This window comes from Nocardia otitidiscaviarum NBRC 14405 (assembly GCF_000308635.1).
Classification (GTDB): domain Bacteria; phylum Actinomycetota; class Actinomycetes; order Mycobacteriales; family Mycobacteriaceae; genus Nocardia; species Nocardia otitidiscaviarum.
The window spans coordinates 42,685-58,355 of the sequence record NZ_BAGD01000048.1; the positions used below are offsets into that span (position 1 = coordinate 42,685).

Annotated in this window: 13 protein-coding genes; 7 read left to right on the forward strand and 6 right to left on the reverse strand. The window is 68.2% G+C overall.

Features of this window, described 5'->3' with window-relative positions:
* Positions 1-7: 7 nt before the first annotated feature.
* Both ON31_RS08710 and ON31_RS08715 read right to left on the reverse strand, forming a co-directional pair.
* Positions 8-1,147, reverse strand: a complete 1,140-nt coding sequence (locus tag ON31_RS08710) for a 3-ketosteroid-9-alpha-monooxygenase, oxygenase component (protein ID WP_039811323.1) — start codon at positions 1,145-1,147, stop codon at positions 8-10.
* 109 nt (positions 1,148-1,256) lie between these two features.
* Positions 1,257-1,760 carry a flavin reductase family protein gene (locus tag ON31_RS08715; protein ID WP_081592308.1) on the reverse strand — a complete coding sequence of 168 codons (504 nt, stop codon included), beginning with the start codon at positions 1,758-1,760 and terminating at the stop codon, positions 1,257-1,259.
* Positions 1,761-1,993: 233 nt separating this feature from the next.
* Between ON31_RS08715 and ON31_RS08720 the strand changes: the two genes are divergently transcribed.
* From ON31_RS08720 to ON31_RS08735, 4 genes are all read left to right on the forward strand, one after another.
* Positions 1,994-2,836 carry an IclR family transcriptional regulator gene (locus tag ON31_RS08720; protein ID WP_081592309.1) on the forward strand — a complete coding sequence of 281 codons (843 nt, stop codon included), beginning with the start codon at positions 1,994-1,996 and terminating at the stop codon, positions 2,834-2,836.
* Between the two features lie 29 nt (positions 2,837-2,865).
* The gene (locus ON31_RS08725) at positions 2,866-3,513 is read left to right on the forward strand and encodes a PadR family transcriptional regulator (RefSeq protein WP_051036995.1); all 648 of its coding nucleotides are present in this window, start codon (positions 2,866-2,868) and stop codon (positions 3,511-3,513) included.
* A gap of 80 nt (positions 3,514-3,593) precedes the next feature.
* Positions 3,594-5,312 (forward strand): MFS transporter, encoded by a 1,719-nt coding sequence (locus ON31_RS08730; RefSeq protein ID WP_039811325.1) that lies wholly within the window; start codon positions 3,594-3,596, stop codon positions 5,310-5,312.
* Positions 5,313-5,442: 130 nt separating this feature from the next.
* A complete protein-coding gene (locus ON31_RS08735; RefSeq protein WP_039811328.1) occupies positions 5,443-6,672 on the forward strand; it encodes a bifunctional 3,4-dihydroxy-2-butanone-4-phosphate synthase/GTP cyclohydrolase II in 1,230 nt (409 codons plus the stop codon).
* Here the strand turns inward: ON31_RS08735 and ON31_RS08740 are convergent.
* On the reverse strand, positions 6,663-7,322 hold the full coding sequence (locus ON31_RS08740; protein ID WP_255222027.1) for a TetR/AcrR family transcriptional regulator: 660 nt from the start codon (positions 7,320-7,322) through the stop codon (positions 6,663-6,665). The two genes, ON31_RS08735 and ON31_RS08740, sit on opposite strands and share 10 nt — an antisense overlap.
* A 53-nt stretch (positions 7,323-7,375) precedes the next feature.
* On the opposite strand from ON31_RS08740, the gene ON31_RS08745 reads away from it, so the two are divergent.
* From ON31_RS08745 to ON31_RS34560, 3 genes are all read left to right on the forward strand, one after another.
* Positions 7,376-8,218: an alpha/beta fold hydrolase gene (locus ON31_RS08745; RefSeq protein WP_039811329.1), complete on the forward strand. Its 843-nt coding sequence runs from the start codon at positions 7,376-7,378 to the stop codon at positions 8,216-8,218.
* Between the two features lie 104 nt (positions 8,219-8,322).
* A complete protein-coding gene (locus ON31_RS08750; protein WP_039811332.1) occupies positions 8,323-10,626 on the forward strand; it encodes a LuxR C-terminal-related transcriptional regulator in 2,304 nt (767 codons plus the stop codon).
* 94 nt (positions 10,627-10,720) lie between these two features.
* Positions 10,721-12,298 carry an HNH endonuclease signature motif containing protein gene (locus ON31_RS34560; protein ID WP_051036996.1) on the forward strand — a complete coding sequence of 526 codons (1,578 nt, stop codon included), beginning with the start codon at positions 10,721-10,723 and terminating at the stop codon, positions 12,296-12,298.
* 792 nt (positions 12,299-13,090) lie between these two features.
* On the opposite strand, the gene ON31_RS08765 is transcribed toward ON31_RS34560, so the two are convergent.
* From ON31_RS08765 to hsaA, 3 genes are read right to left on the reverse strand one after another with little or no spacing between them, the layout of a single operon-like run.
* Positions 13,091-13,612 carry a DinB family protein gene (locus tag ON31_RS08765; RefSeq protein ID WP_039811336.1) on the reverse strand — a complete coding sequence of 174 codons (522 nt, stop codon included), beginning with the start codon at positions 13,610-13,612 and terminating at the stop codon, positions 13,091-13,093.
* A gap of 35 nt (positions 13,613-13,647) precedes the next feature.
* Entirely contained in the window at positions 13,648-14,502 is an 855-nt protein-coding gene (locus ON31_RS08770) for an alpha/beta fold hydrolase (RefSeq protein WP_039811340.1), read from the reverse strand.
* On the reverse strand, positions 14,503-15,663 hold the full coding sequence (gene hsaA / locus ON31_RS08775) for a 3-hydroxy-9,10-secoandrosta-1,3,5(10)-triene-9,17-dione monooxygenase oxygenase subunit (RefSeq protein WP_039811343.1): 1,161 nt from the start codon (positions 15,661-15,663) through the stop codon (positions 14,503-14,505).
* Positions 15,664-15,671 lie beyond the last annotated feature (8 nt).

Sequence of the window (15,671 nt, forward strand, 5' to 3'; positions counted from 1 at the left end):
GTGGCTCTCAGAACGGCGCGGTCGCGCCCTCGGCGAGATTCGCGGCGACCTCCGCCTCCCACGCGGTGACCGCGCGGGTGGTGTCCACCTCGAATTCGAAGCGGGTGGTCATCTCCTCGGTGACGTCCGCGACGTCGGTGTAGAACTGCTCGTACCAGCGGCGCAGCTGGTACACCGGGCCGTCCTCCTCGCACAGCAGCGGATTGTTGATGCGACTCTTGCGCTTCCAGATGGCGGCGTCCTGTTCGAAACCCTTGCCCAGACCGCCCGCGAACTTGTTCGCGATCTCGAGGGCCCTGTCCTCGTCCATGCCCTCGGGCTTCTTGACGATGGCCCCGTACTGGAGCACGAACCGGTTCTCCGAGACCGGGTAGTGGCAGTTGATCAGGTAGCCCTCGACGGTCAGCCCGGCGCTCTCGCTGCGCAGGTAGTCGATCATGTAGGAGGGGCCGTAGTAGGACGCCTCGGAATGCAGGACGTTCTTGCCGCCCAGGGCTTTCGCGGTCTCGCCCATCATGTCCTCGCGCGAGATGGAGGTCATGTACTGGCTGGCGACGTGGCCCTCGAAGACGTTCTTGAAGAAGGTCGGGAAGCCGTAGTGCACGTAGAAGAAGTGCGCCATATCGACCACGTTGTCGATCACCTCGCGGGCATTGGCGTCGACGACCATGCTGTTCCAGGTCCAGTCGGTCCAGCCGTCGTCGAACGCGCCGTCGATGCGTGGAATGGCCAGTTCGGCGGGCGGCTGCCGGTGTTCCGGGTCGTTCCACACGAAGAGCTGCTTGTTCTGCTCCATGGTCGGCCATGCCCTGGTGCGGGCCAGCGGCGGCACCCGGCGCGCATAGGGAATGCCGGTGCATTTGCCCTTGCCGTTCCAGCGCCAGTCGTGGAAGGGGCAGGCCAGGGAATCGCCCTTGACGGTGCCGTCGGCCAGGTTGCCGCCCATGTGCGGGCAGTAGGCGTTGAGCACGTTGAGCGCACCGTCGGCACTGGCGAACACCACCAGCTCGGTGCCGAAAGCCGTGATGCTGTGCGGCTTTCCGTCGCGGAAGGAGTCCGCCAGACCCAGGCAGTGCCAGCCGCGGGCGAACCGCGTGGGCGGTGCGCCCGCGTCGATCACGCGCACGTCACTGTCCGTGGTGGTCATGTGAGGTCCTTTCGAGAATCCGTTGATTCGAGGTTGCGGCCGCGGTGCTGGGCGTCGCAGGCGAAGTCCCACTGGCCGGGAGGTGGCTACCGGTAATCGAGACGCCGGACTACCGCTGGGCGAGACGCTCGAAGGCCGCCCGGTAGAACACCAGCGGCGACGCGTCGGAATGTTCGGTCAGGCCGGTGACGCGGGCGATGACAACGGTGTGGTCACCGCCGTCGACCTCGTCGTGGAGTTCGCAGTCGATGCTGGCCAGCGCGCCTCCCAGCCGGGGTGCGCCATTGGCCGAGGGCGTCCAGTCCACGCCCGCGAACTTGTCCGGCCCCCGGCCGCCCAGCCGTCGGCAGAGCTCGTCCTGATGGTCGGCCAGGATGTTCACACAGCAGCGGCCCACCCGCCGGATGCGCGGCCACGTGGTGGAGGTGCGCGCCGGAAAGAAGCTCACCAGCGGCGGGTCCAGGGACAGGGCGGCAAAGGATTGGCAGGCGAAGCCGACGGGATGCCCGTCGTCCAGCGCGGTGATCACGGTGACGCCGGAGCAGAACCGCCCCAGCACGGCCTTGAACGCCGCCGCGTCGATCGCCGGAACCTCGTCGAGAGCCGGTTCCACGGCAACTCCTTATTTCGATCCGAAATATCGCTGGCAGTCATAACAGCAGGTCGGGCCGAGGAAGCGTCAATATCGGGGTTCGGTCACCGGGACACGGATCCGTGGAACATACGTAGTTCTCCCGATTCCTCCGTATGTGCCGCAGGGCACTGTGATGGGTAGCACAACGTCCGAAACAGGTACATGCCTAATCGGCATAGTCCTAGACTGGACACGAACCAACGGAGGTACTCATGTCCGTCGCCCTGCTCTCTTCGGCGGAGAACCGAACCCCCATGCGCGGCAGAGACTCTCACACCAAAGACGCCCGCAACACCGCCGCGGAGGTCCCGGTGTCGATGATCGAGCGCATGACGCTCATCCTGGACGCGTTCGATGCCTCCACTCCGACGCTCACCCTGCTCGGCCTGGTCGAGCGCACCGGACTGCCGCGTTCGACGGTCCATCGCATTCTGGACCAAATGATCAAACTTCGCTGGCTGGCACACACATCCGGCGGATATCGGCTGGGTATGCGCGCCCTCGAACTGGGCGGACTCACCGCCGACCACAACGAGATCCGCGACGCCGTGAGCCCGCTGCTGCACGAACTGTCCCAGCGCACCGGCATGGTCGGCCATCTCGCCGTGCTCGACGGGCGCGATGTGGTGTACCTGGACAAGGCCGGTGGCCGTTTCGCCGCCAGCCTGCCCACCCGACTCGGCGGCCGGATGCCCGCGCACGCAACAGGACTCGGCAAGGCCATGCTGGCCTGTCTGGAACCGAATATCGCCGAGGCCGCGGTGCGCGCCCGGCTGCCCCGGCTGACCCCGCGCACCATCTGCGACGCCGAGGCGCTCAGCCGCGAGCTCCAGCAGATCCGCCTGCGCCAGGGGGTGGCCATCGACCGCGAGGAGGCGGTGGTCGGAATCGCCTGCGTGGCAGCGCCGCTGCGGGGACGCGGCACCGCGCCCGCGGCCATCTCGCTGTCGGGGCGCGCCGACGCCATGAGCTTCGACCGGCTGGCCCGGGTGGTGCTCGAGGTGGCGCACGAGGCCGGCCGCACCCTGTTCCCGCGCCGTGCCCACTGGCGCTGAGCCGGGACGGGCGGGGGTAGATTGCAGTGATGACCGAAGGCGCAGCAGCGCGGTCCGGGCATTCCGACGGGCAGCGCCCGGACCTTCCGACGACGGCGTGGGCCGTGCTCGGAATGCTCTCGCACGCCGATGAACTGTCCGGTTACGACCTGAAGAAATGGGCCGACTGGAGCCTCCAGTTCTTCTACTGGAGTCCGTCGTTCAGTCAGATCTACGCCGAACTCAAACGGCTGGAGAAGTACGGCTACGCGACCTCGCGCACCGTGGTGTCCGAGGACGGCATGCGTGGAAAACGCATGTACGCCATTACCGAATCGGGTCGCGAGGCCGCCGCGCACTGGGTGAACCACTCCCCCGTCGAGGCGCCGGTGCTGAAACACAGCGTGATGCTGCGGGCCTGGCTCGGTCATCTGGCCGAACCGGAGCGAATGCGCGAAATACTGGGCCAGCACATCGATTACGCCGAAACCATGCGACGGCGCGCCCAGGCCGACGCCGACGGCGCGGACGCCAATCCGGAATGGGCCTATCCGAGCGCGGTACTGCGCTGGTGTGTACGCCATTACGAGGCGGAGCGGGAATTCGCCCGAGATCTCCTGGACGACCTGGACAAATTGGCGAAAAAGCGTAACCGGCGCAATGCCGCCGGGAACCGGAATTCCGATAGTTCCCACTGACCGAACTCGGTTGTTCTCGGCGATCTCCGGGTGTGACACGGTTCACGCCATCGTGTTACCTACCCACCTGGAGGACGAATATGTCCACCTCCGTCGAAACCACGACGCCGTCGGGCGTCGGCGATGAGGACACCGGCCGTCTCGACGGCGCGTCGAAGCTGAGGATCTTCGGCGTCCTCGCGGTGATCGTGCTGTTCACCGAGGTCGCACCCATGCAGTACGTCATGGTGTCGGCGGCGCTGCGCCAGATCGCGCCCAGCTTCCCGACCGTGGGCGCCAATCTGAACTGGGCCATCATCATCTTCGGCGTCATCGGCGCCGCCACCTCACCGCTCATCGGCAAGCTGAGCGATATCTGGGGCAAGAAGAAGATGTTCCTCACCTGCGGCGTGCTGTTCATGATCGGCTGCGTCATCTGCGCGGTCACCAGCAACTGGCTGCTGTTCCTGTTCGGCCGGGGACTCCAGGCGACGGCCATCGCCACCGCGGTGATCTCCTACGGACTCATTCGAGATCTCATGCCGCGCAGGCTGGTTCCGGTCGGCATCGGCATCGCCGCCACCGGACTGGGCGTCTCGGCGCTGGCCGGTCCGCTCATCGGCGGCTGGATCGTGGAGCACAACAGCTGGCGCGCCATCTTCTGGTTCCTGTTCATCTTCACCGCCGTGATGATTCCGCTGGTGATCCTGGTGGTGCCGGAATCGAAACTGCGGGTGCCGCAGCGGCTCGACGTCGTCGGTGCGGCCCTGCTGGGCGCGGGCGCGGTGCTGACCCTGATCTACCTGGACAACGGTCAGGCGTGGGGATGGACCGAGCCGACCTCGCTGGCGTACCTGATCGGCGGCCTGGTGCTGCTGGCGCTGTTCCCGGTGGTGGAGCTGCGGGTGAAACAGCCGATCATGGATATGAAGCTGCTGTTCACGCCGCGGGTGAGCGTGGTGCTGTTCATCGCCCTGCTGGCCTCGTTCATGATCGGGTACCAGTCCTACGCCATCGGCTACATGACCCAGTCGCCGCCCGAGTCCGCGGTGGCCGGCGAGGTCACCGCCGCCACCTGGGAGCAGGTGAAAGCCGGTGCGATGCAGCAGGCGCAGGCCGCCGCCGAGGAGCAGGCCCGCGCACAGCTGCCGCCCGGGGTGGAGCTGCCGCCGGGCGCGGTCCAGGTGCCCGAGGAGCCGGTGCTCGCGCAGCTGCCGCCGGATATGGTGCGGGTGCAGATGAATCCGGGGTATTCCTACGGCGAGGGCTTCAGTCTGCTGGAGTTCGCCACCCACCTCGCGTTGGCGCAGGCGGTGATCTCCATGATCTTCGGCTTCGTGGCCGGGCTGTGGATTCGCCGATCCGGTGCGCGCATACCGCTGATCGTGGCGCTGTGCATCTTCGTCGGCGCGGCCGTCGCCTATGCCGCGCTCGGGCACGGCTGGGTGACCCTCGCCCTGATCAGCGCGGTCTTCGGAATCGCGTTCGGCATCTACTACGCGGCCACCCCCAATCTCATCGTGGAGGCGGTGCCCGCCCAGCAGCAGGGCGTCAGCGCGGGCATGCTCGGCGTCATGCAGGCCATGGGCGTGGCCATCGGACTCGCGGTGGCGACCGCCTTCCTGCACGCCAATCCGGTCGCCGCGGATGTGACGGTGACCGGGCAGCCGACGGTCACCAGTGAGATCCCGCTGCTGTTCTCCGATCGCGGGTACGAGATCACCTTCTGGGTGATCGCCGCGACCTCGCTCATCGCGCTGCTCGGCGCGATCTGGATGAAGCACGGCCGCACCCCGGCCACCGGCGGCACCGCCTACTGAGCGGACCGAGCCCGACCGCATGCGGCCCGGAGGCGATGTGCCTCCGGGCCGTGTCCGGTGATCGAGACGCGACCTCGCTCTTCTCCACCCGACATATTTCGATGTGAAATACCGGAGGAGGTGGTCGACGATGACCGGTCAACTCGACCCGATCGCGAACGCGGTGGCGGCGCTCGCACGCGGCGACATGGTGCTCGTGGTGGACGACGAGAACCGCGAGAGCGAGGGCGATCTCGTGCTCGCCGCCGAGCACGCGACGGCCGAACGCATCGCGTTCCTGGTGCGGCACACCAGCGGTCTGCTGTGTGTCCCCATGCCGGGAGCCGATCTCGACCGACTTCGGCTGCCGCCCATGACCGCGGTGAACCAGGACCCCAGGGGAACCGCCTACGCGGTGGCGGTGGACGCCGCGTCGGGGGTGAGCACCGGGATCTCCGCCGCCGACCGGGCGCACACCATGCGACTGCTGGCCGATCCGCACACGACTCCGGAGCATTTGACCCGCCCCGGGCACGTGCTGCCGCTGCGCGCGAATCCCCGTGGCGTACTGGGCCGTCCGGGCCATGCCGAAGCCGCCGTCGACCTGCTGCGACTGGCCGGAATGCGGCCCGCCGGGGTGATCGCGGAGGTGGTCACCGACGACGGTTCCGTGGCGAGGCTGCCCGAGCTGCTCGCCCTGGCGCGCGCCCACGACCTGCCCGTCATCTCCATCGCCGATCTCATCGCCTATCGAAAGCGGCTGGAGCCCGGTGTATCTCGGGTGGCCGAGACGCGCCTGCCCACTCCGGCGGGTGAGTTCCGGGTCATCGGCTACGCCGACGAGTATTCCGGCGCCGAGCATCTGACGCTGGTGTACGGGGATCCGGCCGGCACGGACACCCTCGTCCGCGTGCATTCGGAATGCCTCACCGGTGACGCCTTCGGTTCCCTGCGCTGCGATTGCGGCGCACAGCTCGACGCCGCCCTGCGGGCCGTCGCCCACGCGGGCCGCGGGGTGGTGGTGTACCTGCGCGGCCAGGAGGGCCGGGGTATCGGCCTGCTGAACAAGCTGCGCGCCTACGAATTACAGGACGACGGCGCCGACACCGTGGACGCCAATCTCGCCCTCGGCCTACCCGTCGACGACCGCGATTACGCTGCCGCCGCCCGCATCCTCGCCGACCTCGGGGTGCGTTCCGCACGGCTGCTCAGCAACAACCCCGCCAAACAGTCCGGGCTCGAGGCGCACGGCATCGCGGTCACCGACCGCATCCCCCTGCAAACCCGCCCGACCGAACACAATGTGCGCTACCTGCGCACCAAGCGCGACCGCATGCGACATCAACTCACCGACGTGGACCCGGCCGTCGGCTACCCCTGATCCGCGGCCGCCTGGGTGACGTCGAGATCGCGGTTCGCGCGCTGTGGTGCGGCAGCCGCTTTCGATGCTTTCAGCAGGTTCTCCAGACGCGCCGCCATGGCCGCGCCCGCGGCGTGCAGGGGTTCGGACGAGCGGAGGGTGCGGCTCAGGATGAACGCGCCCTCGAGTGCGGACAGAATGGCGAGGATGGTCTCGCGGGCGTCGGTCGGAGCGAGGCCGCGACGCACGAAATAGCTAGTGCCCCGGTCGATCCAGTCGGTGATGACCTCGGCGGCGACCGCGCGCAGATCGGGTTCGCTGTCCGCGATCTCGCCCGCGACCGTGCCGACCGGGCACATGTTCATCCAACCGCTCTGCTCGATGGTGTCGGCGGCAGCGGCGAACGCGGCGGGGACGGCCGCGCGCAGATCGTCGTGCGGGTCCATGAGCAAGGGCAGCAGCTGGATGTAGGCCGCGCCGGAGGTGCGCAGCGCCTCGGCGGCGATCTGCGGCTTGCCGCCCGGGAAGTGGTGGTAGAGCGAGCCCATGGGCGCGCCCGAGGCGGTGGTGATCTGTTTGACCGTGACCGCGCTGTAGCCGTGCACCCGCATGAGCTCGGCGACCGCCGTGACGAGGCGAGTCCTGGTACCGGTTGACATCTTCTCGCTCACCCCACCAGACTAGAGCAAACGCACTAGAGCGTCTGCTCTACCGGAGGTGAGAGATGCCCACTGTCGATATCGCCGCAGGTCGGATCCACTATGCCGAGCGCGGCGAGGGGCCGCCCGTGGTGCTGCTGCACGGCCTGCTCATGAACCACACCGTCTGGGACCCGGTGCTCGACCGGCTGCCCGAGGGGTTCCGGTACGTGCTGCCGGATCTGCCGCTGGGTGCGCATCCCGAGCCGATGCGCCCCGGCGCGGACCTGAGTTTGCGCGGGCAGAACCGGATCATCGCCGACTTCCTCGCCGCCCTGGATCTACGCGCGGCGACCCTCGTGCACAACGATTGGGGCGGTGGGCTCTTCCTCACCGCGTACGGTCTGGACGAGCGGGTCGGGCGGCTGATCATCACCCCCTGCGAGGCATTCGACAACTTCCCGCCCGGATTGCCGGGCAAGACCGCCGTCCTCGCGTCCTACGCACCGGGCGGCGTCCGGCTGGCTCTGCGACAGCTGCGGATAGCGTGGCTGCGCCGGTCCCCACTCATGTTCGGCTGGATGGCACGCGAGCCGCTGCCGGACGAGATGGTGCGCGGCTGGACCGAATCCGGGCTGCGGGACCGGCGCATTCGCCGGGATCTGCTGTCCTACACCCGATCCGGCTTCCGCAAGGCCGATCTCATCGCGAATACCGAGGCGCTGCGGAACTTCTCGGGCGATGCCCTGGTGCTGTGGTCCGCGGCGGGCAGGGTGATGCCGCGCGAGCACGGCCGCCGCCTGGCCGAGTTGCTCCCGCACGGGCGGCTGGTCGAGATCGAGGACGCCTACGTGCTGTCCATGCTCGACCGCCCCGACGCGGTCGCCGCCGCCATGACATCCTTCCTGACAGGAGCCGCCGCGCACTGACCCCGCCGCCCCGGCACGATTCCGCCACGCGGCCCTGTCCGATTATTCCGGCTTTTATTCGCGTGTGCTGGCCGAGACAGTGCGCGATACCTTAGGTTGATCCCATGGCGCGGCGTGTCATCGGAAACCTCGCTGAAGAGGTCACAAGTTTCGTCGGCCGCCGCGACGAGCTGGCTACCGCGAAGCGCTTGCTGCCCTCCACCCGGGTGCTGACCCTGCTGGGACCGGGCGGAATGGGGAAGACCCGGCTGTCCAGACAGGTCGGGAAGCTGGTGGCCCGAGCGTTCCCGGACGGCGTCTGGCTGGTGGAGCTGGCCGACGTGCAGGACCCGAACCTGGTGACGCTCAGCGTGGCCGAGACACTGGAGCTGCGCGACGAGACCACGGCCCCGCTGCCGCGGCTCACCGAATTCCTGGCCGACAAACGCCTGCTGCTGATTCTCGACAACTGTGAGCATCTGATCGACGCGTGCGCCGCACTGGTGGGGCGGATCATCGCCACCACGCCGGATGTGCGGGTGCTGGCGACCAGCCGCGAGGTGCTGGGGATTCCCGGCGAGCAGGTGATGCCGGTCCCGCCGCTGCCGGTGCGGGAGGACGGGTCGGGCGAGGACGGCGACGCCATGCGCCTGTTCGTCGAACGAGCCAGCGCGGCGAACCCCGGTTTCACGGTGACGGCGGCGAACCGTCCCGTCCTCGCCGAGATCGTCAGCCGCCTGGAGGGCATGCCACTAGCCCTGGAACTGGCGGCCCTGCGCCTGCGCATGTTCACCCCCGAACAGATCCTGGCCCGCCTCGACGACACCATGGATCTGCTCAGCGCCGGCCCGCGCACGGCCCCGCAGCGCCAACAGACCATCGAGGGCGCGATCCGCTGGAGCTACGACCTGTGCACTCCCGCCGAACAGCTGCTGTGGGAACAACTTTCGGTATTCGCGGGCGGCTTCGACATCGATGCCGCCGAGGCGGTGTGCGATCTGGGCGGCGCGTCGCTCATGGAGGCGCTCACCGGCCTGGTGGACAAATCGGTGCTGACACCACGCTATGACGGCACGGTGGGCCGATATTCGATGCTGGAGCCCATCCGCCAGTTCGCCGCCGACCGACTGGCCGCGCGCGGCGATGTGCAGGCCGTGCGCACCCGCCATCGCGAGCACTACCGGCAGCTGGCCCTGCGCGGCCAGACCGCCTATTGGACGGGCGAGGACGTGGCCTGGTTCCGCGACCTGACCCGGGAACACGCGAATCTCCGTGCGGCACTGCGCTCCGGACTCCAGGACGAGCCGCTGGCCACCATGGAGACGGTGAGCGTGCTGCGCCCGTTCTGGGAGCACCACCGCTTCCTCTCCGAGGGCTACCGCTGGCTCACCGAAGCCCTGGAACTCAACCCCGAACCCACCCGGGCTCGCGCCCGCGCCCTGTCCTCCGCGGCCTCCCTGGCGGCCCTGCTGTCAGATCAGGCGTCCGCGGCCCGCCTGGTCCACGAATGTCTGGTGCTGGCAACGGATCTCGGCAATACCGACCTGCTACCCGAAATCAACCTGGACCGCTCCCTGCTGGCCTTCACCGAGGGCGACGGCAGCCGAGCCCTGGAACTGGCCCGCACCGCCATCGACCTGGCCGTGGACACCGGCCAAACCGCCATCGAAATGGACAGCCACGCCTTCGCCTTCATGTGCGCGGAGGTCACCCACGCCACCGGCGGCGCGGAACTGGCCGAACGCTTCCTGAAGCTCACCGAGGATTCCGGCTCCCACCTACTCGGCGGGCTGGCCCTGTGGACGGTCGGCATCGTGCACTGGCGACGCGGCGACTACGACACCGCCGCCCAGTACCACGTCCGCTCCATCGAACAACTGGCCCTGTTCGAACGCTGCGTCTGGCTGGCCTCGGCCTTCGAGGGCCTGGCCTGGACCGAGGCCGCACGCGGCGAACCGCACCGCGCCGCCCGCCTGATGGGCGCGGCCGAAACCCTGCAACGCAGCACGGTCCGCCTGGCCGACCACATCACCAGCGTCATAGCCGACGAGGAACGCCGCCGCGTCCGCGAGGCACTGGGGGACAAGATATTCCGCGAGCAGTTCGACGCCGGAGCCAACGTCCCGCTGGAAGACGCCATCGACTACGCCCTGGGCCGCACCCCCGCCCCGATCGCGGACCCCGAACCCTCGGCTCCCCGCCGTCCGCCACGCGTCTCCGCCACGACCACCGCCGAAACCGATGTCCTCACCCGACGAGAAAAGGACGTCGCGCGCCTGATAGCCGCCGGGTACAGCAATAAGCGCATTGCCACCGAATTGGTGATTTCCACTCGCACGGCGGAAACGCATGTGGAGCACATTCTCACCAAGCTCGGATTCACATCACGAACACAGGTTGCGGCGTGGGCTCACGAGCATGGGCTGTGAAATAGGCCCGGAACGGACATTTCGTATCTGAATATCCGCAGTTCAGATGCTATTTTCCCTTCTACCGCAATGCATTTCGCGATAGAATGGACGCATGAATCCGGGGGAGGGAATCCACGACAGCGGTATCGCCGCTGTGCGCGCGGGCTTGACCGCGTTGCAGACCGTGGATCTGACCACCCTTCCCGATGACGAGTTCGAGGGCCTGCTCGCCGCTTTCGAGACCTGCCGCCGGATAGCGGAGTCGGTGTCGCATCGCCTGCTCATCGAAACCAGCGACCGACACCTGCCCCGCATGATCGGCCGCCGCGGTCTGCACCGCTACCTGGTGGAGACCCTGCGCCTGTCCCGCTTCGAAGCCGCCTCCCGCATCGACGCCGCCCACGCCCTGGGAGTGTTCCGCGAACCCAGCGGCGCGATCCGCGAACCCGCGCTGCCCGCCACCGCGACCGCCCAAGCCGAGGGCGCGATCTCGCCCACCCACGCCCGCGCGGTCATGCGCGTGATGCACCGGCTGCCCGACGCCATCGACACCGCCACCCGCGCCCTCGCCGAAGAACACCTCGCCGACGCCGCCCGCACCCTCGCCCCCGAACAACTCACCCACGTCGGAGACCGCCTGCTCGGCTTCCTCGACCCCGACGGAACCCTCACCACCGACCATGACCGCGCCCGCCAGCGCGGACTCACCCTCTCCCCACAACGCCTCGACGGCATGTCCGACCTCACCGGATGCATCGACCCCGAGTTACGGGCGTTGCTCGACACCGTCCTGGCGAAATGGGCGCGACCGGGCATGTGCATGCCCGACGACCCCGACAGCCCCCGCCCCGGCACCCACGACCCCGAGGACTCCGACGGAGTCAACGCCCACGGCATGAGTGTCGACACCGTCCGCGCCAACGGGGTCGGTATCGGCGGTGTCGGTGCTGGCGGTGTCACTGTCGCCGGTTTCGGTGCCGCCGGGTTCGATCCCGCCCGCCTGCACGCGGCCATCGCCCGCGACACCCGCACCACCACCCAACGCAACCACGACGCACTCAAAGCGTTCCTGTCCTCCGACGGCGGCCCCGGCCGCACCGACCTCGGTACCCACCGCGGACTGCCGGTCGCGGTCACCCTGACCATGGACGTCACCGACCTACTGCGCGGCACCGGCCACGCGGTCACCGCGACCGGCACCACCATCCCGATCCGCGACGCCTGGCGGATGGCCGAAGGCGCCATCCCGCTCCTGATGATCTTCGACAAACACCACGGCAAACCCCTCTACCTCGGCGAAGGCCCCCGCCTCGCCAACAATTGGCAGCGCCGCGCCAAAACCGCCATCGAACGCGGCTGCACCCGCCCCGGCTGCACCGCCCCCGCCACCATGTGCGCCATGCACCACATCATCCCCTGGGCCACAGGCGGCCCCACCGACATCGACAACCTGACCCTGGTCTGCGACAGCTGCCACGCCCACATCACCGCCGACCCCGACAACCCCCACGGGTGGGCCACCGAGACAGTCCCGGCCGGATCCGCGTTGGCCGGACGCACCCAATGGCGGCCACCAGTCGAGATCGACCCGCACCGCACCCCGCAGGTCAACCACCTCCACCACCCCGAACACATCCTGGCCGAAAGCCTGAAACGCTACCGCGCCAAACTCACCCGCCTCCGCAACTAACCCACCCACCCGCAAACGCCGAGGACTCCGAGCACCCTTCGGGCGCACAGCCGCACCCTGTGCCGCCCCAGGGGTGCTCGGACTCGTTGCGGGACCCCCATACATGCCCGCGATCGTCCTCAACCGCCCACACCCGCTCGCCCCCGGTAACGCCGGGGTGCCCGCGCACCCCATCTCCCCGTGCTCGAGCCTTCGCCGTGCTCGAGAAAGTGCCCGACCATTCCGCAGTTCCGAGAGCGGCACGATCCTCCGCTGCGCCCGCTTATCCCACCTTCCCCAGACACCCGACCTTCCCACGCTCGGGACTGCCCCGGGTTCGAGGTCGTCCGACTGCTCCGCGCCTCCGCCCTTGCCTGGTGCTCATGGCCGTCCCCGACACTCGGTTCCACTCGACTCCAACGCTTCTCCGCCACAAACCCCCGGTGCGCCCCCGGCACGCCACGACGGAACCCAACATCCCGAAGCAGCCCCATACCACTCACCCGAGGCACCCCGCCGAGCACTACACGACCACGTCCCTTCAACCGTGTATCTGATGCTCAGCACCCACACACGACAACGGCTGCCTCATGCGCCTCCTGCCACAGGCCACCACCCCAAGAATCTCGAGAACGCCCCCACAGCCAGTCCGCCCGCCGGAATCGCAGCCCACGGCACCCCACCCGGCGTCAGCGAAAGCCAGGAAAGGCACCCAACGCAACCACACTATTTCTCTTCATCTCTGCAGCAACACCCCCACCCAAGCGCGACCGCACGACGACAACACATGGACAAGGCCGAAACCCTCCCCACTCAATACCCCACTACCCGGTCCACCCTCTCCCGCAACAAGTCAGCATGCCCCAAATGCCGCGAGTACTCCTCAACCATGTGCAGATAAATCCACCGCAGCGATAGATCCCGCCCACTCCGAGGATGCTTCACGGTGTACTCCACCGGCAGCCCCGCAACCGCCTTGTCGCACAACGCGATTTCCTCGCGATAGCGTGCGATGTCCGCCTCGGCCTCCGATGCGGAGATGTCGTCGAAGTCTCCGTCGCGGTTGGTTTCGTCGCAATAGATGTAATCCACCCGCTCCCCCGCCGCCGTCTGCCGAAACCAGCCCCGCTCGACCTCGGTCATATGGCGAACGAGGCCGAGCAGCGACATCGAGGAGGGTTCCACGCTGCGGGAGGTGAGTTGAACTGCGCTGAGCCCCTGGCATTTCCACAGCAGCGTGTCGCGGGAGCGGTCCAGGAAGGACTGGAGCATGGTGCGTTCGTCACCAACGAGTGCGAACGATCGGCGATCGACTTCCGGTGCGGTCCATGTCATTCTCGCAATCTAATGCGACCACCGCCCCGACGTGATCACATTCCCCGGGTGAGGAAGTCGATCACCGCACGTTCGAAGGCGTCCTTGCGCTCGACCTGCACCCAGTGCCCACAGCGCGAGAAAATCCGCAGGTCGGCATTGGGGAGCTGACGGGCCGGGAACAGCGCGCCCTCCACCGGCGTGACACGGTCGTCACGTCCCCACAGCATGAGGACCTGGTGCGGAACGCCTTTCAGACGCGCCCACAGCGGCAGCGGTTCGGCCATTCTCGGGTTGTAGAAGGTGGCGTAGGCATCGGCCAGCGCCTTGGTCTGCGCGGGATCGGTGGCCGCCGCCGTGCGGGCGGCGATCAAGTCCTCGGTCAGCACCGCCGGATCGAAGACCATGGTCCGCAACCAGTCGATGGCGCGTTCGGCCGTCGGATCGGCGTTGAAGGCCAGCAGCCGGTTGATGCCCTCCGACGGCTCCGGTCCGAGGATGTTCACGCCCACGCCGCCGGGGGCCATCAGCACCAGCTTGTCCACTCGCCCCGCATGTTCCAACGCGGTCAGCGTCGCGACGCCGCCGCCCATGGAGTTTCCCAGCAGGCTCGCCTTCTCGATGCCCAACTCGTCCAGCAGGGCGATGACAGCGTCCGAGGCGATGCGCAAGTAGTTGCGCTCGTACACCTCCGGCCGTCCGCTCGCCCCGAAGCCCGGCTGATCCAGGACGAGACAGCGGAAGTGCCGGGACAGCACCTCGAGGTTGGCCCCGAAGTTTGCCCACCCCGACACTCCCGGCCCGGAGCCGTGCAACAGTACCAGCGGCGCACCGGATCCCGCCTCGTGGTACCGCAGTTCGACACCGTCCACGCTGAACCGGCACGAGGTGTTCTCGGCGGTGAACGTCATCTACAGCATCCGATCCGTGACCTCGAGCCCCATGGCGCCCTTGCCGAACATGGCCAGGGCACGCTCCACGTCGTTGATGGCGTGCACGCTCCCGGCGTGCGCGTCGCGCCAATGCCGTTCGATGGGGTTGGGTCGGCGGATGGAGTGGCCACCGGAGTTCTTGAACAGCAGATCGATCGCCTCCAGCGCCCGTTCGGTGCCGCGCACCTGGTCGCGCCGCGCCCGCAACCGCGATTCGAACGGAATCTCCTCGCCCGCTTCGGCATAGCGCAGCTGCTCGCCGATATTGCGCTCCATCTGCAGGATCGCGGCGTCGATCTCCGACGCGGCGCGCGCGATGCGCACGTGCGCGAACGGATCCTCGGCCACCTTCTGACCGCCGTAGGACAGCCGCACCCGCTCGCGCTGTCGCGCGATATGCGCCTCGTACGCGCCCTGCGCGGCACCGATGATGGGTGCGGTGATGGTGTTGGAGAACACGCTGCCGAACGAGATCTTGTACAGCGCAGCGGTATTCAGCTCTTGTCCGGGGCCGACCAGATTCGCCTGGTCTTCGGCGCTGTAGGCCCGGTAGGCGGGTACGAACGCCTTGTCGATGACGATGTCGTTGGAGCCGGTGCCCGCCAGCCCCGACACGTCCCAGACGTCCTCGATGACGTAGTCGCTGCGCGGCACCAGCACGGTGAAGTAGTCCATGCCCTGGTCCGAGGGCACCAGCGCGCCCAGGAACACCCACTGCGCGTGGTCGCAGCCGGAGGAGAAGCTCCAGCGGCCGCAGATCTCGTAGCCGCCCTCGACCGCGGTCAGCTTGCCGGTCGGCGCGTACGAGGAGGAGACCAGGGTATCGGGGTTCTCGGCCCACACATCCTGTTGGGCGCGATCGTCGAACAGGGCCAGCTGCCAGGGATGCGCACCCAGCACCGATGCCACCCAGGCGCTCGACGGGCAGGCGGTGGCGATGGCGCGGATCACCTCGTAGAAGGCCACCGGCGACGCCTCGGCGCCCCCGAACCGCGCGGGCTGCAACATGCGGAATACCCCGGCGGCGGTCAGCTCGGCGATGGTGGCGTCGGGAATCCGCCGCTGCTCCTCGGCCTGCACGGCTCGTTCCCGGATCGCGGGCAGCAGATCCCGGACCCGATCGAGCACCTTGTTCGTCATTGAGCTGT